The 18,428-nt window shown below is 55.4% G+C and carries 19 protein-coding genes and 1 tRNA gene; 8 read left to right on the top strand and 12 right to left on the bottom strand.

Annotated elements, in window-relative coordinates:
• The first annotated feature begins 316 nt into the window (after positions 1–316).
• On the top strand, positions 317–763 hold the full coding sequence (locus ACIQ2T_RS01800) for a hypothetical protein (RefSeq protein WP_397589332.1): 447 nt from the start codon (positions 317–319) through the stop codon (positions 761–763).
• Positions 764–1,116: 353 nt separating this feature from the next.
• On the opposite strand, the gene ACIQ2T_RS01795 is transcribed toward ACIQ2T_RS01800, so the two are convergent.
• Positions 1,117–1,191, bottom strand: a tRNA-Gly gene (locus ACIQ2T_RS01795).
• Positions 1,192–1,335: 144 nt separating this feature from the next.
• Here ACIQ2T_RS01795 and ACIQ2T_RS01790 point away from each other — a divergent pair.
• Together ACIQ2T_RS01790 and ACIQ2T_RS01785 are read left to right on the top strand one after the other, a co-directional pair.
• Positions 1,336–2,286 (top strand): tetratricopeptide repeat protein, encoded by a 951-nt coding sequence (locus ACIQ2T_RS01790; protein WP_397589331.1) that lies wholly within the window; start codon positions 1,336–1,338, stop codon positions 2,284–2,286.
• A complete protein-coding gene (locus ACIQ2T_RS01785; RefSeq protein WP_397589330.1) occupies positions 2,283–2,900 on the top strand; it encodes an LON peptidase substrate-binding domain-containing protein in 618 nt (205 codons plus the stop codon). The genes ACIQ2T_RS01790 and ACIQ2T_RS01785 overlap by 4 nt, the downstream gene beginning before the upstream one ends.
• Here ACIQ2T_RS01785 and ACIQ2T_RS01780 read toward each other — a convergent pair whose 3' ends face one another.
• The 6 genes from ACIQ2T_RS01780 to ACIQ2T_RS01755 all read right to left on the bottom strand — a co-directional run bounded on the left by ACIQ2T_RS01780 (position 2,901) and on the right by ACIQ2T_RS01755 (position 7,053).
• On the bottom strand, positions 2,901–3,524 hold the full coding sequence (locus tag ACIQ2T_RS01780; protein WP_397589329.1) for a MarC family protein: 624 nt from the start codon (positions 3,522–3,524) through the stop codon (positions 2,901–2,903).
• Complete coding sequence (locus ACIQ2T_RS01775) at positions 3,521–4,207, bottom strand: hypothetical protein (RefSeq protein ID WP_397589328.1); 687 nt, start codon at positions 4,205–4,207, stop codon at positions 3,521–3,523. Before ACIQ2T_RS01775 ends, ACIQ2T_RS01780 begins: the two co-directional genes overlap by 4 nt.
• A 4-nt stretch (positions 4,208–4,211) precedes the next feature.
• A complete protein-coding gene (gene folD, locus ACIQ2T_RS01770; RefSeq protein WP_397589327.1) occupies positions 4,212–5,108 on the bottom strand; it encodes a bifunctional methylenetetrahydrofolate dehydrogenase/methenyltetrahydrofolate cyclohydrolase FolD in 897 nt (298 codons plus the stop codon).
• Positions 5,105–5,407 carry a YggT family protein gene (locus ACIQ2T_RS01765; RefSeq protein ID WP_397589326.1) on the bottom strand — a complete coding sequence of 101 codons (303 nt, stop codon included), beginning with the start codon at positions 5,405–5,407 and terminating at the stop codon, positions 5,105–5,107. Before ACIQ2T_RS01765 ends, folD begins: the two co-directional genes overlap by 4 nt.
• Before the next feature lie 82 nt (positions 5,408–5,489).
• Positions 5,490–6,380, bottom strand: a complete 891-nt coding sequence (gene argB, locus ACIQ2T_RS01760) for an acetylglutamate kinase (RefSeq protein WP_300038912.1) — start codon at positions 6,378–6,380, stop codon at positions 5,490–5,492.
• Positions 6,370–7,053 carry a queuosine precursor transporter gene (locus tag ACIQ2T_RS01755; protein ID WP_397589325.1) on the bottom strand — a complete coding sequence of 228 codons (684 nt, stop codon included), beginning with the start codon at positions 7,051–7,053 and terminating at the stop codon, positions 6,370–6,372. Before ACIQ2T_RS01755 ends, argB begins: the two co-directional genes overlap by 11 nt.
• A 112-nt stretch (positions 7,054–7,165) precedes the next feature.
• Between ACIQ2T_RS01755 and ACIQ2T_RS01750 the strand changes: the two genes are divergently transcribed.
• Positions 7,166–8,431, top strand: a complete 1,266-nt coding sequence (locus tag ACIQ2T_RS01750) for a NupC/NupG family nucleoside CNT transporter (protein ID WP_397589324.1) — start codon at positions 7,166–7,168, stop codon at positions 8,429–8,431.
• Here the strand turns inward: ACIQ2T_RS01750 and mutS are convergent, their stop codons facing one another.
• The gene (gene mutS, locus ACIQ2T_RS01745; protein WP_397589323.1) at positions 8,432–11,035 is read right to left on the bottom strand and encodes a DNA mismatch repair protein MutS; all 2,604 of its coding nucleotides are present in this window, start codon (positions 11,033–11,035) and stop codon (positions 8,432–8,434) included. It abuts the gene before it with no gap.
• A gap of 101 nt (positions 11,036–11,136) precedes the next feature.
• Here mutS and ACIQ2T_RS01740 point away from each other — a divergent pair, with 101 nt between their 5' ends.
• Positions 11,137–13,407, top strand: a complete 2,271-nt coding sequence (locus tag ACIQ2T_RS01740; RefSeq protein ID WP_397589322.1) for an NADP-dependent malic enzyme — start codon at positions 11,137–11,139, stop codon at positions 13,405–13,407.
• A gap of 58 nt (positions 13,408–13,465) precedes the next feature.
• Here ACIQ2T_RS01740 and ACIQ2T_RS01735 read toward each other — a convergent pair whose 3' ends face one another.
• Positions 13,466–13,939, bottom strand: coding sequence for an outer membrane protein assembly factor BamE (locus tag ACIQ2T_RS01735; protein WP_397589321.1), 474 nt, complete (start codon positions 13,937–13,939; stop codon positions 13,466–13,468).
• Between the two features lie 88 nt (positions 13,940–14,027).
• On the opposite strand from ACIQ2T_RS01735, the gene ACIQ2T_RS01730 reads away from it, so the two are divergent.
• The 3 genes from ACIQ2T_RS01730 to ACIQ2T_RS01720 are packed head-to-tail and all read left to right on the top strand — an operon-like array spanning position 14,028 to position 15,715.
• Entirely contained in the window at positions 14,028–14,576 is a 549-nt protein-coding gene (locus ACIQ2T_RS01730; RefSeq protein WP_397589320.1) for a ubiquinol-cytochrome C chaperone family protein, read from the top strand.
• Positions 14,570–15,100, top strand: a complete 531-nt coding sequence (locus tag ACIQ2T_RS01725) for a YceD family protein (RefSeq protein ID WP_397589319.1) — start codon at positions 14,570–14,572, stop codon at positions 15,098–15,100. The genes ACIQ2T_RS01730 and ACIQ2T_RS01725 overlap by 7 nt, the downstream gene beginning before the upstream one ends.
• A gap of 12 nt (positions 15,101–15,112) precedes the next feature.
• Positions 15,113–15,715, top strand: a complete 603-nt coding sequence (locus ACIQ2T_RS01720) for a CDP-alcohol phosphatidyltransferase family protein (RefSeq protein WP_397589318.1) — start codon at positions 15,113–15,115, stop codon at positions 15,713–15,715.
• On the opposite strand, the gene ACIQ2T_RS01715 is transcribed toward ACIQ2T_RS01720, so the two are convergent.
• Genes ACIQ2T_RS01715 through ssb form a run of 3 tightly spaced genes read right to left on the bottom strand, consistent with a single transcriptional unit; the run spans position 15,712 to position 18,408 of the window.
• Entirely contained in the window at positions 15,712–17,172 is a 1,461-nt protein-coding gene (locus tag ACIQ2T_RS01715) for a dihydrolipoyl dehydrogenase family protein (protein ID WP_397589317.1), read from the bottom strand. The genes ACIQ2T_RS01720 and ACIQ2T_RS01715 overlap by 4 nt on opposite strands.
• A complete protein-coding gene (locus ACIQ2T_RS01710) occupies positions 17,165–17,839 on the bottom strand; it encodes a TVP38/TMEM64 family protein (RefSeq protein ID WP_397589316.1) in 675 nt (224 codons plus the stop codon). The genes ACIQ2T_RS01715 and ACIQ2T_RS01710 overlap by 8 nt, the downstream gene beginning before the upstream one ends.
• A gap of 47 nt (positions 17,840–17,886) precedes the next feature.
• Positions 17,887–18,408 (bottom strand): single-stranded DNA-binding protein, encoded by a 522-nt coding sequence (gene ssb, locus ACIQ2T_RS01705; protein WP_397589315.1) that lies wholly within the window; start codon positions 18,406–18,408, stop codon positions 17,887–17,889.
• Positions 18,409–18,428 lie beyond the last annotated feature (20 nt).

The following is an 18,428-nucleotide window of genomic DNA, read 5'->3' as shown; positions in this document are numbered from 1 at the left end:
ATTTTCACACAAATTATTGTATTTACACGAGAAAATTGATCTTATCATGTCCAAAAAAATATCCTACATCGAAGTATGTGTGACGTCTGAGGATGGCTCGGAGTATATCTATTGGGTTAAACTCAAAGATATGCCACGTGATGAGGACGAAATAGACTGGTCGATACAAAGAGCTATTACCCATCATCTGAAGACTAGCGACGCACCGATAGCCAAGCAGAGTGACGATTTTGAACCGGTAACGGCATATGAGCCGTTCTCGCGACCTAGTTACGAATACGTAGTCGTTTAGACTTTATAAAAGGGAGAATTCACCATGGCGAAAAAGGCAATTGTTTGGGATTTTAATTTTCCGCAGGTCGGCCTTGATTACTACGATAATGATGGCAAAAAGATCGCCATCGAAGGAGATAAAGGTTTCAAAAAGATTTTTGACGCTTTCACGGACAACGCCGCCAACTGCTTCCTGTCTCTCTATCATGACTCCGAGCGTCAATTTTACGACGTCCCGTTGAGCGATCTTGACGGTTTGTTGGTGTTCCATGGCTACGAAAATGGTAGGCCTGTCATCTCCGTAGTGGGGAGCCGTGAACTAGAACTAGTTGGTGGCTATAAGCGAAAGATGTCAAAAGCTCTTAAAGAAAATGGGCAGTGCGAATTGGACGCATCGGCGTTCGGGTCAAATTCGCTTCTGCTGAGCTTTGATGCTAAGGAGTTTCCGAGCCAGAGCTTTGCAGGTGCTGTGGTCGTTCGAGAGGTATAGCAGGCACTTGATCCGATAAACACCGATGCCAAGCTACCAATCCCAACATACAAATGCCTTACATACCGGCAGTTTGCGAACTGCCGGCCATTGATCCGTCTCGGATCATCTTATTGATATTTATATGAATTTCGGAATGAAATCGCACCCTAACATGTCGGATCATGGCTAACTATTCGCCATCATTCGGTGATATTTATGAATGTGGGCGCTCAACGGTTTCCTAGGTTGAACAATATGGAAACAAAGATTAAGTTGGAATATGCGGCGAAATAACTCGTCGCAGAAAACATACCGTGTTTCATGGAAGTTTCATGGGGGATCACAAGGGTTCTGCTAAACCCTTGATTTTATGGAGCGGGCGAAGGGATTCGAACCCTCGACCCCAACCTTGGCAAGGTTGTGCTCTACCCCTGAGCTACGCCCGCTCTGGCGGTCAGGCAACTAATTCCTGACAGGTGAGGTGCGCCGTTAGCATGGGGTATATCCCCTCGCAAGCAACAAATGGCCGCTTTTTACGAAAATGGGGTAAAGCCTATCTTGTGAAAGACACCACTTTGCCCACATAGGGGATGAAACGAATCCTCAAGATTGGAGAAATAACCTTGGCGACGATGGGCCTCACCACCGACGAACAAAAAGCCGTTGAGCAATTCCGGATCGACGTCGTCACGCCGTCGATGGAACGACTGGTGATTCTGGACTTTTGGGCCGAATGGTGCGGGCCGTGCAAGCAACTGACGCCGATTTTGGAAAAGGTCGCAGCGGAATATGCGGATCGCGGCGTGATATTGGCTAAGGTCAATGTCGACGAGAACAAATTCATCGCCGCGCAATTTCAGGTGCGCTCCATTCCAACAGTCTACGCCATGTTTCAGGGGCAGCCCGTTGCCGACCTGTCGCCTGCGCGCACAGAACCGCAATTGCGGCAGATGCTGGACCAGTTGCTGGAGAAATTACCTATCGTGGTTGGTGATTCTACCCCGGACCCATTGGAGCAACTGGCGCCACTTGTAGAAGAGGCAGAAATGCTTTTGGCGCAAAACGAGGCAGAACAAGCATATGGCGTGTTCGCCGAAGTGCTTTCTGTTCTGCCGGAGCACCCCGCAGCGCTTTCAGGCTTGATCCGTGCATTGACCGCATTGGGCCGTCAAGACGAGGGCCAGGCCATATTTGACAGCCTCAGCGAGGAATTGCGCAGTGATCCAGTATTGGAGAAGGCAGGGTCAGTGTTGAGCATTGCCGCCGCGGCCGTTCCCCCTGAAGAACTGGCGGGGCTGAAGGCATCCGTCACTGCCGCGCCCGACGATCATGCCCTGCGGCTTGAGCTTGCCAATGCCTTGATGGCTGCAGGCGAACGCGATGGCGCCGCCGAAGCCTTGTTAGTTATCATAGCGGCGGACCAGGAATGGAACGACGGGGCAGCCAAGGCCCGCCTTTTGGAGATATTTGCATTGATTGGATTGGAAGACCCTTGGGTAGCGGCAACGCGCCGCAAATTGTCAGCGATCCTTTTCGGATGACCACGCGCCGTATCTCGGTATTCCCGCTGACCGGGGCCATCATATTTCCAAGCATGCAATTGCCGCTGCACATCTTTGAGCCACGCTATCGCGATTTGGTGAGCGATTCGCTTGCCCGCGACCGGAACGTTGGCATGATTCAGCCAAAGGGGCAGGGCAACCAGCCGCCCTTGTTTAATGTCGGTTGCCTCGCGCGGATCCAAGACGTCGAAGCGCTTGAGGATGGCCGGTACAATATCATCCTTGAAGGTGTGCAACGCTTTTCCGTGGTGAACGAGCTGAACGTCACCACAAGCTTTCGGCAGGTGGAGGCCGAATTGTGGGACGAAGATGAAGCGAACGACACGCTGTCGCTGGCTGAGCGCGCATCTATCGAAATTGAATCGCGCCGATTTGCAGAGGCGCAAGGATACGGCGTCGATTGGACGGCCGTGTCACAATTGGACGATTATTCGCTGGTCAATGCCATCGCACAGATTGCGCCATTCGACTTTGCGGCCAAGCAGGCCTTGCTTGAGGCGCGTGGCCTGTCTGATCGGGCGGACACGATCGTTCAACTGATGCAGTTTTTCGGACGTCATGACGGCTCTGACGACCGCGTCACGCTTCAGTAATTAGCCACCAAAACTGGCCCGGAGGCCATCGATCACAAACTGCGCAGCAAGCGCGCCCAGAAGCACGCCCAGAAGCCGGGTAATCACGGCTTCGGCATTGGCGCCCAACACGCGCATGATTGGCCCAGCGGCAAGTAACGCCATCAGGGTAAGGGCCAATACTGCTCCCAGCGCTGCCAAAATGACGCCCGCGCGGTCAATCCCGCTATTTTGCGACATCAACAGCATGATCGAAGCGATTGAGCCCGGCCCAGCGATCATCGGCATGGCCATCGGGAAAACAGAGACGTCTTCAATTTCTGGCGTATCGATAATTTTTTGCGCGCGCTCCTCCCGGCGTTCCGTCCGCTTCTCGAAGACCATGTCGATAGCGATAAGGAACAGCATGATGCCGCCCGCGATGCGGAAGCTATTCAATTCAATATGCAGCGCGGCGAGCAATTGTTCGCCAAACAATGCGAACACCAGCAATATCCCTGACGCGACCAGGACCGCGCGCAACGCCATGTTCCGCCGCTGCGCAACATTGGCGCCCTTGGTCAGGCTGGCATAGATGGGCGCGCAGCCTGGCGGATCGATAACGACAAAAAAGGTGATGAATGCCGAGAAAAACAGATCGATCAATTTGGTGCCGCAACCTGATCAGATATGACCGTCTCTGAAACGGTGCCGTTCCATAATTTGACTTCAACGGTCCGTGCGCCGTTTGGCTGAACCACCCAAGTGTAGCCGAGCGATTGGTCGCGCGCATAGCCGGTCTTCATCACTACGCCCTCGGGTGGCGCAAAAAGCGATGCGGAGGCGCTGCCTTTGCAGCTTGCAACTTTGGTCTCGATCATTTCTTTAGATGCCCGTGGCGCGGTCAGGGTATCGCCATGATACAACACCCATTTCCATTCACCGTCACCTGCCGCATTGGTTTCGACAAACTCCCAAACGGTTGTGAAATAGCCGACCGAACCGTCGCCCCTTTGCCACGCGCCAGTCGTCACACCAGTTTTGCCATCGCAGGACATGAAGGCCTTGTGGGGCTGCCACTTCACCGACTTTCTCGGATCTGCCCTGCCCTTCACATGTTCAAGCGCCGATACAGGCTGCGGTACGAACATCATTGCGTCTTTGGTCGCGGTCTGGCGAAACGCCGTCCACTGCCCCTTTTCCTGCGCCAGTTGATTAAAGCCAATCTCTGCGGCGATAATCGCGCTTGGGTTCGCAATCTTTGGCTGGAAATTTCGAAATTCAGGGCTTGGTCCCGCTGCGCAACCGCCCAATGCTGCAACAAAAAGAAGGGAAGAATATGCTTTCATGGCATCAAATTCCTTCAGGTGCAGATATTCCAGCACGGCGGTATGCGGCAACCAAAGTGTTGCGCAACAAGCACGCGATAGTCATTGGCCCAACGCCACCCGGAACGGGCGTGATTGCGCCCGCACGCGCCAATGCGTCGTCAAAGGCAACGTCGCCCACAAGACGGCCCTTGCTTTGGCCTGCCTCAGGTTCGAGCCGGTTAATGCCGACGTCAATGACCACTGCGCCGGGTTTCAACCAATCACCCGTCACCATTTCCGCGCGACCAACCGCGGCGACCACAATGTCCGCACGGCGCACGACGCCGGGCAGATCCTGCGTTCGGCTGTGCGCGATAGTTACGGTGCAGTTTTCGGCCAAAAGCAATTGTGCCATCGGTTTGCCGACAATATTTGACCGCCCAATGACCACAGCGTTCTTGCCGGATAAATCCCCCAGATGGTCCTTTAACAGCATCAGGCAACCAAGCGGTGTGCACGGCACAAACGCTTCCTCGCCCACCGCAAGCCGTCCAGCATTCACGACATGAAAGCCGTCAACATCCTTCGCCGGATCAATCGCGGCGATGACAGCCTTGTCATCGATATGTGGTGGCAAGGGCAATTGCACCAATATGCCATCGACTGCAGCATCGGCATTGAGTGTTTCCACCAACGCAATCAGTTCGTTTTGCGAAACCGTCGTCGGCAAGCGATGTTCGAAGCTGTTCATGCCAGCTTCGACGGTCGCCTTCTTCTTCGATCCGACATAGACTTGACTGGCCGGATCTTCGCCCACAAGCACAACGGCAAGGCCGGGCTTGCGATCGGTTAGCGTGACGAAGGGTTCAACGGCAGAGGTAACACGCTGGCGCAAATTAGCCGCAAACGCCTTACCATCAATGATCGCAGCGCTGCTCACATGCCGGCCGCAGAAATATCATTGGCCAGGCCCGCCAAAAGCATCTGCAATATGCGCAGCCCGATCAGCAGCACCATGGGCGAAAAGTCGATCATGCCGGTATCGGGCATAATCTTGCGAATGGGTTTTAGAAACGGGTCAATAATGACAGAAAGAGCCTGCCAAATGGACGCCACGATGTTGTTCGACAGGCTGACCACGTTGAAAGAAATCAGCAAACTCATGATGAACTGGATGATCACGACAGTCGACAGGATCGTCATCAAATAGCCGATTATGGAAATGAGCGCGACAAGCATGGAATTCTCCAAAAAGTTTCGCCCGTGCGATTAGCCGAGCCGAGGCGCTGTATCAACAGCCTAAAACGGTGCAATGTCCAGTTTACTTGTGGATGAGCGTGCCTGCACCCTGCACGGTAAACATTTCTATAAGCATCGCGTGGCTGGTGCGGCCATCCAATATGACGGCTGCATCAACGCCGGATTCTACAGCATCAACGCATGTCTGGATTTTGGGGATCATACCGCCGCTGATCGTGCCGTCATTCTGCAATTTGGCAATGGCGGCAGGATCAAGGTCCGTCAGCAATTCACCCGATTTGCTCAGCACGCCTGCTACATCTGTTAATAGGAAAAGACGCGAAGCGCCTAAGGCGCTTGCAATGGCGCCAGCCATGGTGTCGGCGTTAATGTTATAGGTATGACCATCTGCGCCAACGCCGATCGGTGCGATGACAGGGATCATGCCAGCCGCGCTAATGGTGTCGATGATGCTGCGGTCAACGGTCGTTGGTTCGCCTACAAAGCCAAGGTCGATATTCCGTTCAATATGGCTGTCGGGGTCCTTTTGTGTGCGCTGCACCTTGGTTGCGGTGACTAACCCGCCATCCTTGCCCGAAATGCCAAGCGCCTTGCCGCCCGCAGCGTTAATCCAGCCGACAAGTTCCTTGTTGATTGCGCCAGACAGGACCATTTCGGCAATCTTTGCGGTTTCGGCATCCGTGACGCGAAGGCCATCAACAAATTCGCTCTCGACGCCTAATTTTTTGAGCATTGCGCCAATCTGTGGGCCGCCACCATGCACCACCACAGGGTTGATGCCGACAGCCTTTAGCAGCACGACATCATCAGCGAAGTCACGAGCTAGGCTGGCATCGCCCATGGCATGCCCGCCATATTTTACGACAAAGGTCTTGCCCGCATAACGCTGCAGATAAGGGAGCGCCTCAGTAAGAGTTTCGGCCTTAGCGAGATTGACGGGATCAATGGTCATGCGTGTTACCTGCTTTGGGGTCCGTGCCGTCAAGTTTATGGCCATAGCTGACAAAGAAAGTGATGAGCAATGGCACCATGATCATGCTCAGAACGACCTTGGCAAGCATTTGGCCAAACAATAATTCCGTGATGGGGAACACCCCGTAAAAGGCAATAGTTACGAACAACAATGTATCGATAATCTGCGATAGCACCGCAGCGATAGCACCGCGCAACGCGACATATTTACCAACGGTGTTTTTGAGACGATCAAACAGATAGACGTTGAGCATTTGCGACACGCCATAAGCAACAATGCCTGCAAGCCAAATGCGCGGCGTCTGCCCCATCATGGTGTTGAACGCATCGAGATATTTGTCATCCATCTTGGGTGACGGCGGCAATGACAGTACCAGTAAAGCCAGCAATATCGACGCTATAAGCGGAATAAAACCATATTTAACAAGTCTGTCCGCAATAACTTTCCCGTGCAAGGCTGCAATCGAGCTGGATAAGATGACAAGCAAAAGAAACGGGAAAATGCCCGCTTCGACCGCCAGCGGCCCTAAAGAAACCTGCTTATTTCCAAGCACGCCGGCAATGCACACCATGCCACCGTAAATGATTGAAAACATGAAAAGCGATTTCGGGATACCCCCGTCGGTCGCGTGTGATGTGGTTTGAATAGTCATCCAAAACTGACTAGCGTCTAATTTTATTGGCGCAAGACTAACGATGGCGCTAGGTCTAGTATGGAAATGACAAAATGCCGTCCTGCTGGGCGTGTTTTCGGGGAAAACATTCATGCAAATTTTGATGAGCCTGGCAGGGATGGCGTTGATTTTGGCAATAGCCATTTTGCTGTCGTCCAACCGTCGCGCGATTAGATTTCGGGTGGTGGGCGCAGCCTTTGCCTTGCAGGCAAGTGTCGCCGCTTTGGTCTTGTACACCTCAACCGGCAAAGTGGTGTTGAACGCGGCGTCTTCCGGTGTATCCAATCTGCTTGGCTATTCGGCCAAAGGCACTCAGTTTATTTTTGGCCCGCTTGCCTCGCCTGAAATCGGCGGAAACAGCTTTGCGATTGCAGCGTTGCCCGTCATCATCTTTTTTGCCTCCTTAATTTCGATCCTCTATTATTTGGGCATCATGCAATATGTCATCCGCTGGATTGGCGGCGGTCTGCAAAAAATCACCGGCATTTCGAAAGTCGAAAGCTTGTGTGCTGCAGCCAATATTTTCGTGGGCCAGTCGGAATCACCTTTGGTCATTCGCCCCTATCTCGCTGGCTTGAAGCCTGAACAATTATTCTGTGTCATGACTGTCGGCATGGCAGGTGTTGCCGGAACCATATTGGCGGCTTACGCCTCGATGGGCATCCGAATTGACTATCTGCTGGCGGCGGCATTCATGTCCGCGCCCGGCGGGATATTGATGGCGAAAATCATGATGCCCGATGTGCCAGCGGTTGCCTTGCCAGAAGGCGACCCGGCATTAGCCAACCCACATCCTGATGATGAACCTGTGATGGTGCATGACGATGGTGAGGAGAAGCCCGCAAACATCATCATGGCCGCAGCGCAAGGGGCACAGACAGGCGTCCGGCTTGCGGTGGCCGTTGGCGCCATGGTGCTTGCCTTCGTCGCTCTGGTTGCGCTTGCCAATGGTATATTGGGCGGCATTGGTAGCTGGTTCGGTTTGCCAGACTTAAGCTTTCAGCAAATTGTCGGCTATGTCTTTGCGCCGGTAATGTTCCTGATCGGCGTGCCGTGGCAGGAAGCGCTTCAGGCTGGCGGCCTATTCGGTACGAAGATCGTCCTAAACGAATTTGTGGCGTTCATTGACTTGGGCGCGTTGAGAGAATTATCGGCGCCAACCGTCGGCATCGTCACCTTTGCTTTGTGTGGTTTCGCCAATTTCAGTTCAATTGCGATCCAGATGGCCGTCACCGGAAGCCTGGCACCCAACCAGCGGCCCATGATTGCCAAACTTGGCTTAAAGGCCTTGGCCGCCGGCTCGCTCGCCAACCTGATGAGCGCTGCGCTGGCTGGGTTATTTTTGTCGCTGACCTGATTAGCTTTCGCCAGCCGCGCGTTTCAGTTCATATAACAGGTCAAGCGCGGCGCGCGGGCTAAGCGCGTCGATGTCCAGGTCAGACAGCTTTTCACGCAAGGCGTCCACCTTGGCCTCGGCGGCGTCCATGGCCGCGCTGAACAAGGGAAGGTCACCAAGTCCAGCCGCAAGTCCGCCGGTTTCAGCGCGCCCTTTTTCGAGCTTGCCCAAAACCGCGCTTGCGCGCGCCACAACCTGCGGCGGCAGGCCAGCAAGCTTTGCCACCGCAATGCCATAACTTCGGTCGGCCGGACCTTCAGCTAGCTCATGCAAGAGAACCAGGTCGCCCTTATATTCCTTCGCCCGCACATGGTGCAGCGACAGCGCATCCAGGCTTTCTGACAGTCGCGTTAGCTCATGATAATGTGTGGCGAAAAGGCATCTGCAACGATTGGTTTCATGAATGCCTTCAACCACCGCCCACGCAATGGCAAGGCCGTCATAGGTTGATGTGCCGCGCCCAACTTCGTCCAATATGACAAAGCTGCGTTCCGTGGCCTGCGCAAGAATGGCGGCGGTTTCGACCATTTCGACCATGAAGGTTGACCGTCCGCGCGCCAGATTGTCCGAGGCACCAACGCGGCTGAACAAACGGTCAACTAGCCCAAGCCGCGCCGCGGTTGCCGGAACGTAGCTGCCCGCCTGCGCCAATAAAACGATCAACGCGTTCTGCCGCAAAAAGGTCGACTTACCGCCCATGTTCGGACCGCTGACGAGCCACAAGCGTTTTTCGGGCAACAGCTTGCAGTCATTGGCGATGAAGCGGTCTCCCGACTTTGCCAACGCGCTTTCCACGACTGGGTGGCGGCCACCCTGTATCTCAAGACACGGATGCCCAACAAAGCTTGGCCGGCACCAATTGCTCTCCGCCGCGCGTTCGGCAAGTGCGGCTGAAACATCAATGCGCGCCAAGGCATCTGCGCTTGCGGCAATCGGATCACGGCGATTGAGTATAAGCGCGATGAGTTCCTCAAGATGCGCTGCCTCTGCTGCCAGCGCGTGGCCACCTGCCTGCGTTATCCGCAGCGCTTCCTCATGCAGTTCGGGGGAGTTAAACCGCACGGCGCCCGCCATCGTCTGACGGTGAGTAAAGCCAGTCCCGGGCGCCATCAAAGCATCGCCATGCTTGGCAGGCACCTCGACAAAATAGCCAAGCACCGCATTGTGCCGGATCTTGAGCGCGGCGACGCCCGTTGCATCGCGATAACGCGCCTCCAGTTGCGCAATGGCTTGCCGCCCGTCGCGACCCGCGACCCGCAACACGTCCAACGCCGCATCATAGCCCTCGGCGATATATCCGCCTTGCGTCGTATCTGTAGGCGGTGAAGCCACCAAAGCGCGGGTAAGGAGATCCACCATATGCCCATGGCCATCCAATGCGGGCAGAAGATGATCCAGCAGCTCCGGCCGGTTCTCCATGCCACCCAGCCGTTCGCGCAACACGCGCGCCGCATCAAGCCCGTCGCGGATTTGTCCCAAGTCCCTTGGGCTGCCGCGCCCAGCAACCACACGCCCAAGCGCGCGGGCAATATCAGGCAATTGGCGCAAAGCTGCACGGACGGCGTCGCGCGTAAGCGGCGCATCGTGAAACCATTGCACCAGCGATAGCCGCGCATCGATCTTCGCCTTATCCATCAATGGCGCGGCAAGATCGGAAGCCAACTGCCGCGCACCCGCGCCCGTAATTGTCCGATCAACCTCGGCCAATAAAGACCCTGCGCGGCCGCCTTTGCTTGCGCTATTGATCTCAAGGCTGTCGCGCGTTGCTTGATCAATCAGAAGATGCTCATGCACCTCGCGGCGGACTGGCAACTTTAAGAAAGGCATTTTGCCCTGTCCGGCATGCGCGAGATAGGAAATCAGCCCCCCCGCAGCCGCCTGCTCCGCCCGTGTCACGGGGCCAATGGAATCGAGCGTGGTGAGCGCAAAATGCTGCCTCAGCAAATCGCCACCAAGTGTGCTTTCAAAATCTGCACGTGGCCGGATGATGGCGTCCGGCGGCGATTGGGGAAGGCCTTCCGGAACAACCAATTCGCTGGCGGAGAGGCGCGCCAACTCTGCCTCAAGCGATCCGCCCGTCACGGTTAATAGTTCGAAATAGCCAGTTGAAATATCCGCCGCCGCCAGTCCGAAAAATTCCCCAACCTGGGCAACTGCAACAAGCATGTTCGACGCCCAGCTATCCAGCAGACTGTCCTCAGTCAGCGTCCCAGCGGTCACAAAGCGCACAATGTCCCGGGTAACTAACGTCTTGCCACCCCGCGCCTTGGCTGCTTCCGGACTTTCGGTCTGCTCGGCGATAGCCACGCGGTGCCCCGCCCTGATCAATCGCGCCAGATAGCCTTCGGCGGCATGCACGGGCACGCCGCACATCGGGATCGGCTGGCCATCATGTTCGCCCCGCGACGTCAAGGCGATATCTAGAGTCGCTGCCGCGGCCCGTGCATCATCAAAGAACAGTTCGAAAAAATCACCCATGCGGTAAAACAGCAAGCAATCACCTGCCTTGGCCTTTAAGCCCAGATATTGCACCATCATCGGTGTCGGTGTGTTTGCCTCCGCCATATACTATGCGTTAGCGAAGCCCGACGGGCGGGGCAATGCTTGCCCTTGCGTCATTAGCACGTTAGAGGTTGATAAAGTGGAAATTTGTTTAGGGGTTCAGAATGAGAGAAGCGAACGATAGCGATGTCCAAATCACCCCGCAGGAAGCGTTGGATTTCCATTCGCAAGGCCGTCCGGGGAAAATCGAAATTGTGGCGACCAAGCCCATGGCAACGCAACGCGACTTGTCGCTCGCCTATTCGCCCGGCGTCGCCGTACCCGTGCAGGCCATTTATGATGATCCGGCCACCGCTTATGATTACACCGCGAAAGGCAATTTGGTTGCAGTAATCTCGAACGGAACCGCGATCCTTGGCATGGGTAATCTGGGCGCGTTGGCGTCAAAACCTGTCATGGAGGGTAAGGCAGTTCTTTTCAAACGCTTCGCTGATGTCGACTCCATCGACATCGAAGTGGACACTGAAGATGCGCAGCGCTTCATTGACGCAGTGGAATTGCTCGAGCCTACTTTTGGCGGCATCAATCTGGAAGACATTGCCGCGCCCGATTGCTTCATCATTGAACAGACTTTGAAAGAGCGGATGAACATCCCGGTCTTTCACGATGACCAGCATGGCACCGCGATTATCGCAACCGCTGGATTGATTAACGCGTGCGAGCTGACCGGCAAGTCACTCAAAAATATAAAGGTTGTATGCAATGGCGCTGGCGCCGCGGCAATTTCCTGTATCGAGTTGTTCAAGAGCATGGGCGTGCCACACGACAATGTCATCATGTGCGACCGAAAGGGTGTTATATATCAAGGCCGCATTGAGGGCATGGATCAATGGAAATCGGCGCATGCCGCAAAGACCACTGCGCGTAGCCTAGCCGAGGCAATCGTCGGCGCTGACGTATTTCTGGGACTTTCCCGTGCCAATATCTTGACGGCCGATATGATGAAAACCATGGCGGATCAGCCGATCATCTTTGCGATGGCAAACCCCGACCCCGAAATTTCTCCGCCAGTTGCGCGCGCTGCCCGTCCCGACGCAATTATCGCGACTGGCCGGTCGGATTTCCCCAATCAGGTCAACAATGTCCTGTGTTTCCCCTTCCTGTTCCGTGGCGCGCTGGATGTGCGGGCCACTAGCATAAACGAGCCGATGAAGATTGCAGCGTCGCATGCGTTGGCGCAGTTGGCGCGCGAAACTGTCCCGGAAGAGGTGGCCGCAGCCTATGGCGGGCTGATGCACAAATTCGGCCGGGATTATATCATCCCATCACCATTTGATCCGCGTCTGATGGAAATTGTTGCCTCCGCAGTTGCCAAGGCTGCGATGGATTCGGGCGTGGCGCAAAAGCCGATTGCCGATATGGACGCCTATCGCGCCAGCCTGCGTGCACGGCAAAACCCGACCACGTCGGCGCTGACGCAGGTGTATCAAGCTGCGCGCGCGAAACCCAAGCGCGTGATTTTCGCTGAAGCTGAAGAAGATGTCGTGCTGCGCGCTGCCGTCCAGTTCAAACAGGATGGCTACGGCGTTCCGGTATTGATTGGCCGTGACACGCGCGTCACCGAAAAGCTGATCGGGCTCGGCGCGAACCCGGATGACTATGAAATCCATAACAGTGCCCAAAGTCCGCTGGTGGATAAAATGGTCGACCGATTGTACAGCCGGCTTCAGCGCCGTGGCTATCTGCGCCGCGATATTCATCGGATGGTCAACCGCGACCGCAACATCTTTGGCGCGCTGCTGCTGCAAATGGATCAGGCCGATGCCATGATCACGGGCGTTACCCGCACCTTTGGCCAAACACTGAGCGAGCTGCGCCGTGTGCTTGACCCGAAAAAGGATGCGGTGCCCTTTGGCATTCATGTCATGGTCGGCAAAACGCACACGGTGTTTATTGCTGATACGACAGTCAACGAACGCCCAACTGCCGAAGAATTGGCGCACATCGCCGAAAAGACTGCAGCTGTTGCCCGCCGCATGGGCCATGTGCCCCGCGTTGCATTCCTTTCATTTTCAACCTTTGGCAATCCTGCCGGAACATGGCTCAACAATATCCGCGACGCCGTTGCATTGTTGGACGCCCGCCGACCCGATTTTGAATATGAAGGCGATATGCCGCCTGACGTTGCCTTAAACCCGGCAGTGATGAAAAATTACCCGTTCTGCCGATTGTCTGGCCCAGCCAATGTTCTGGTGATGCCGGGGCTTCAGTCTGCGAACCTATCGGCAAAGCTACTGCGCGAATTGGGTGGGGATCAGGTCATTGGCCCGATGCTGCTGGGTATGGAGCGCCAAGTGCAAGTTGCAACCATGGCATCCAGCACAAGCGACCTTGTGACGCTTGCAGTGTTGGCAGCAGCGGGTGTTACGGAGTAGCTCGCTGGCGAAGCAAACGGCCTGAGAATGCCGATTTGATGTCGGTCAGGAATGTTGTTTAATTAGGGCTATTGGGCGCTGCGCCTTGACCACCGCCGGCGCCGACAGCTCCGATATTGCCGAAGATTTCTTCGAAGAAGCTCGTGTCACGGCCAAGTGTTGGGGTCTTATCGCCTTCGGGGCTGATTTTAGAAATCAGTTCTTTGCCGGTTTGCGACACCGACGCAACATTGCCCGCTTGGTCGAAGCTGACCTTAAGCACATATTGATTTTCCGCCACGGGCTGCGAAAATGCCAATTGCTTGGCGTCACGGGAATAATAATACCAGTCATTCTGGTCGAACTGGCCAACAAATGTCGGCCGGCCAAGCGATGCCTGAACCGATCCCTTATTGTCGACACCTGGCTGAACCGAGGTCAGCAGCGTTTGGTCGCCAATATATCCTTGATGCGATTTCAAGCGCGTGCACCCCGAAGACAGAGATAAAGCAGCAATCACTGTTGCAAGACTAACAATTTGCGACGCACGCATAGACTTCTCCGCTTATCCACTAAACTTGGACCTTTGCCATTGCATCCTTAAGGCGCAATATCAATATGCAATCCCAGATGAATACCGGATGAGTAAGGATGAAATCGCCGTTATGACATTTTTGAAAAGACTGTTCGGTAACGGGCAACCCGACCCCAAGTTGAAACTTGTTCCATTGTATAACCAGATCGTGGCTAAGGCCCGCGTGCCACACTGGTATGTTGAGGGGCAGGTGCCCGACAGCCTTGATGGCCGTTTCGACATGGTGGCAACGATATTGTCACTTGTGCTGTTGCGGCTTGAGGAGGGCAAAGCCTATGCCTTGGACATGGCGCGGCTGACGGAGGTTTTCGTCGACGACATGGACGGGCAATTGCGCGAGGTGGGCATTGGCGACATGATTGTCGGAAAGCATATTGGCCAGATCATGAGTGCGGTCGGCGGCAGGCTTGGCGCACTGCGCAATGCTATGGCGAACAATAATCTGCTTGATGATATCATTGTCCGCAACATTTACCGCAGCGTTGCGCCATCACCCGAGGCACTTGCCCACACACACCAAGGTCTGCTTGATGTCGAGCGGGCGCTTGGCGCACAATTGCCCGATATGATCGTCGAAGGCGACGCCAAATGGTGATGGGCAACGAGTTCAGCCATGTCATCAAGCTTTCGGAAGTTGGTAACCACAGCCGGAATATTCAAATGTCCGCTGATGAAGATGCCCGCGCTGGTCTGATGGCGCGTTTTGACCTTGCTGCGCTGGATTCGCTGAAGGCGGAAATATCGTTGGCGCATGATGCTGAAGGGGTTGTGGCCACGGGCCGCTTCACCGCGGATCTCACGCAATTTTGCATTGCCTCGCATGACCCTGTTCCAGCCAGAATGGACGAGGCGGTCCATATCCGTTTCGTTCCAGAGCCTGTTGTCAATGGCGAGGTCGAGCTTGAGCTTGCGCCAGAGGATTGCGACACGATGTTTCACGACGGCCAGACGATTGATCTGGGCGAAGCCGTTGCCCAATCACTTGGCCTTGCCCTCAACCCCTATCCGCGCAGCCCGGAGGCAGAAAAAATGCTCAAAGCCGCTGGGGTGAAAAGCGAGGAAGATGTTGTTCCGACAGGCGCTTTGGCAGGCCTTAAAGACTTATTGGCGAAAAAATGAGGGGCACGCGCCATGTTTGATGTGGCGCTGCGCCGGTTGGTTGATCCGGCGCTCATCCGCGTTGCAGGTTGGGTGTCTGGCGCGCGTATTTCGGCGAACGCGCTGACGATCAGCGGGGCGGGGCTTGGGCTTGGCGCTGCTTTTTGTATCACCCAATCGCATTTCGCAGCAGCTTTGGTGTTCATCGTGCTGAACCGGATTTTCGACGGACTGGATGGCGCGATTGCGCGCAACAATGGGCCGACCGAATTGGGCGGCTATCTCGATATACTCTGCGATTATGTATTTTACCTCTCGGTGCCCGTGGCTTTCGCACTGATTGACCCCGCAAACAAAATGCCAGCCTTAATTCTAGTCGCAAGCTTCACATTAACCGCCGTCAGCTTCCTGGCCTTCGCCGCCATTGCCGGGCGGCACACATCTAGTGACAGTGCGCATGGGCCAAAGGCGTTTATCTATTCGACTGGATTGATGGAGGGCGGCGAGACTATCGCTTTGTTCCTGCTATTCTGTCTGTTCCCAGCATATTTCCCGACGCTGGCCATAGTCTTTGCTGCACTTTGCCTCTTAACCGTAATGCAGCGCATGGTCCTTGCGGCCAAAAGCTTCCGCTAACCGCGCTGCCACCGGAACCAGCGTTCCGCCCATTTCAATAACGCCACAGGCTTGCGCGCGAGGCCAAATTGCCCCGCGGCATATTTGTTCGCTTCGGCCCATGTGGGATAAGGATGAATGGTCTGGAGAATTTTGCGCAAGCCCATATTGTGCTTCATCGCAAAGGTGACTTCGGCGAGAATCTCGCCAGCATTCTGGCCGATGATCGTCGCGCCCAAGATCCGGTCACTGCCCTTTGCCGTCAGAATTTTGACAAAACCATGCGCCTCGCTCTCCGCAATTGCCCGGTCAAGATCGTCAAGATCATAACGCGTGACATCAAAGGACAGGCCCTGCTCTTCCGCTTCAGCTTGGGTGAGGCCCACCGTTGCCAGTTCGGGCTCTGTATAGGTTACGCGTGGCAGGACGCGGTAATCGGTACGGTATTTTTTAAATGGTCGGGCAAGCGCATTGACGCTGGCATACCAGGCTTCATGACTGCCGCCATGGGTGAGCTGCTGACGCCCCGCAACATCGCCAGCGCACAGGATATGCGGCATGCTGGAACGCAAAAACACGTCGTTTTCCAGCCGTCCGTCAACGACCAGCCCAAGTTCTTCTAAGCCGAAACCAGACACGCGCGGCTTACGCCCAACTGCGATGATGATGTCATCATAAGCGATTGCGGCCTCGCCCTCTGGCCCTGCAACGACCAGCGTCTTGCCCGTTTCAAACCGCAACGCGCGATGCTTGGTGCGGATAGAAACGCCTTCTGATTCCAGACGCGCCGTCACCAAGGCGGCGGCATCGGCATCTTCCTTCAACAGAAAGCGGTCCGCCATTTCGACGATAGTCACGTTCGATCCCAGCCGCTGAAATGCCTGCGCAAGCTCGCATCCAATTGGCCCGCCACCCAAGATGACCAGCCGATCCGGCGCAGCTGCCCGCGTCGCCATTGCATCCCACAATGTTTCACTGGTGAGATAGCCGCTGTCTTCTACACCGGGTAGCGGCGGGATAAGCGGCGCTGCGCCTGTGGCGATGATAAAAGACTTGGCCGTCAAACGCCGTGCGCCGTCAATCTCGACCGTCCAAGGGTCAATGAAGCGCGCATAGCCCTGCACACAGTCGACCCCAAGGCCCGTGAAGCGTTCAACGCTGTCATGTGGTTCGATGGTTGTGATGACGTCCCGCACGCGGCGCATGACTGCCGGAAAGTCGATGCGAGGCGCGCCCACATCAATGCCAAAGCGCGCCGAATCGGCAATCTGATGTGCGACCTTGGCGCTTTTAATGAGTGCCTTGGATGGAACGCATCCGGTATTCAGGCAATCCCCCCCCATTTCATGCGCTTCGATTAACGTCACTTTGGCTTTCACCATTGCGGCGATATATGCGGAAACTAAGCCTGCCGAGCCGGCACCAATGACAATGAGGTTGCGGTCAAACCGCTTCGGCTTTTGCCCGCGTTCAGGCACGGCCGCGCTTCAATAAGGCGACAATGCCCTTTGCCGCCCATGGGAAAAACGCAAGCGCGGCGAAGGATGCAATAAGGGCCGGGGACAATAAACCAGCGGGGCTTTCAATCCTGCTGATTTGCGTGCCCGCGTTCACAAACACGATTGTTGCCGGCAGCATTCCCAATTGGCTTACCCAGAAAAACGTCGGCGTTTTAATACGCGTTAAGCCCATCAACAGGTTGATGACAAAAAACGGGAACACAGGAATGAGGCGCAGCGTGAACACATAAAACGCGCCGTCCTTTTGTAGGCCGTCGTCAATCACGCGCAAACGCGTGCCAAATTTCCCCTGCACCCAATCACGCAAGACGAAGCGCGCACTTAGAAAGGCCAAAGTTGCGCCAATCGTTGAGGCAAAGGAAACAATGATCGTGCCAACCACGACGCCAAACAATGCGCCGGCAACAAGGCTCATAATCGCCGCGCCAGGAATCGATAGCCCGGTCACCGCGACATACAGGATAAAGAAGCCCATGATGTAAAGGGCAGGGTTCGCGTCTTTCGCCGCGACAATGTCCGCTTGGCTCGCTTTAAAGTTTTCGAGGCTTACAAACTGCCCGAGATCAAAAATGAAATAGGCTGCAATCGCGCTTAGCAGAACAAGGACCAATATCGCTTTTTTCATGTTGGTCCCCGCTCAATCTGCCGTCAATATTACCCCGTGATTAGCGATCAAAACGGTACGTCGTCGTCGAGATCATTGTCGAAATCACCGCCACCAAAGCCAGATGCTCCACCAGCACTGCCGCCGCCGCCAGCACCCCAATTGTTGCCGCCGCCCGAAGAACCACCACCCGACGACCCGCCGCCGCCCCAGCTATCACCGCCGCCCGATCCACCCTTGGGACCGTCCAGCATCACAAGCTTACCGTCAAAACCGGCCACCGAAACTTCGGTCGTGTAACGGTCATTGCCAGAAGCATCCTGCCATTTGCGCGTGCGCAATTGGCCTTCGATATACACCTTGCTGCCTTTTTTTAGGAAGCGCTCCGCCACGCCGACCAGGCCATCTGAATTAAGCACGACAGAGTGCCATTCTGTGCGCTCTTTTTTCTCGCCCGTTGTGCGGTCTTTCCAATCTTCGGAGGTCGCGACCCGCAAATTGCAGATACGTCCGCCATTCTGAAAGGATTTGACCTCAGGGTCTGCGCCCAAATTGCCGACGATGATGACTTTATTGACGCTTCCCGCCATGTTGCTGCCCTTACATGCAA

The sequence above is a fragment of the Sphingorhabdus sp. genome (assembly GCF_044357595.1).
Taxonomy (GTDB): Bacteria; Pseudomonadota; Alphaproteobacteria; order Sphingomonadales; family Sphingomonadaceae; genus Sphingorhabdus_B.
Note: the sequence above shows the minus strand (reverse complement) of the source record. Positions and strands in the feature narration are given on the sequence as shown.

Excerpts from the sequence above, each read along its gene's own strand:
- ACIQ2T_RS01740 (WP_397589322.1), top strand. The coding sequence starts at position 11,137 with ATGAGAGAAGCGAACGATAGCGATGTCCAAATCACCCCGCAGGAAGCG.
- ACIQ2T_RS01750 (WP_397589324.1), top strand. The coding sequence starts at position 7,166 with ATGCAAATTTTGATGAGCCTGGCAGGGATGGCGTTGATTTTGGCAATA.
- ACIQ2T_RS01735 (WP_397589321.1), bottom strand. The coding sequence starts at position 13,939 with ATGCGTGCGTCGCAAATTGTTAGTCTTGCAACAGTGATTGCTGCTTTA.
- ACIQ2T_RS01730 (WP_397589320.1), top strand. The coding sequence starts at position 14,028 with ATGAGTAAGGATGAAATCGCCGTTATGACATTTTTGAAAAGACTGTTC.
- ACIQ2T_RS01775 (WP_397589328.1), bottom strand. The coding sequence starts at position 4,207 with ATGAAAGCATATTCTTCCCTTCTTTTTGTTGCAGCATTGGGCGGTTGC.
- argB (WP_300038912.1), bottom strand. The coding sequence starts at position 6,380 with ATGACCATTGATCCCGTCAATCTCGCTAAGGCCGAAACTCTTACTGAG.
- ACIQ2T_RS01710 (WP_397589316.1), bottom strand. The coding sequence starts at position 17,839 with ATGAAAAAAGCGATATTGGTCCTTGTTCTGCTAAGCGCGATTGCAGCC.
- ACIQ2T_RS01800 (WP_397589332.1), top strand. The coding sequence starts at position 317 with ATGGCGAAAAAGGCAATTGTTTGGGATTTTAATTTTCCGCAGGTCGGC.
- ACIQ2T_RS01720 (WP_397589318.1), top strand. The coding sequence starts at position 15,113 with ATGTTTGATGTGGCGCTGCGCCGGTTGGTTGATCCGGCGCTCATCCGC.
- ACIQ2T_RS01765 (WP_397589326.1), bottom strand. The coding sequence starts at position 5,407 with ATGCTTGTCGCGCTCATTTCCATAATCGGCTATTTGATGACGATCCTG.
- ACIQ2T_RS01725 (WP_397589319.1), top strand. The coding sequence starts at position 14,570 with ATGGTGATGGGCAACGAGTTCAGCCATGTCATCAAGCTTTCGGAAGTT.
- ACIQ2T_RS01790 (WP_397589331.1), top strand. The coding sequence starts at position 1,336 with ATGAAACGAATCCTCAAGATTGGAGAAATAACCTTGGCGACGATGGGC.
- mutS (WP_397589323.1), bottom strand. The coding sequence starts at position 11,035 with ATGGCGGAGGCAAACACACCGACACCGATGATGGTGCAATATCTGGGC.
- ACIQ2T_RS01785 (WP_397589330.1), top strand. The coding sequence starts at position 2,283 with ATGACCACGCGCCGTATCTCGGTATTCCCGCTGACCGGGGCCATCATA.
- ACIQ2T_RS01755 (WP_397589325.1), bottom strand. The coding sequence starts at position 7,053 with ATGACTATTCAAACCACATCACACGCGACCGACGGGGGTATCCCGAAA.
- ssb (WP_397589315.1), bottom strand. The coding sequence starts at position 18,408 with ATGGCGGGAAGCGTCAATAAAGTCATCATCGTCGGCAATTTGGGCGCA.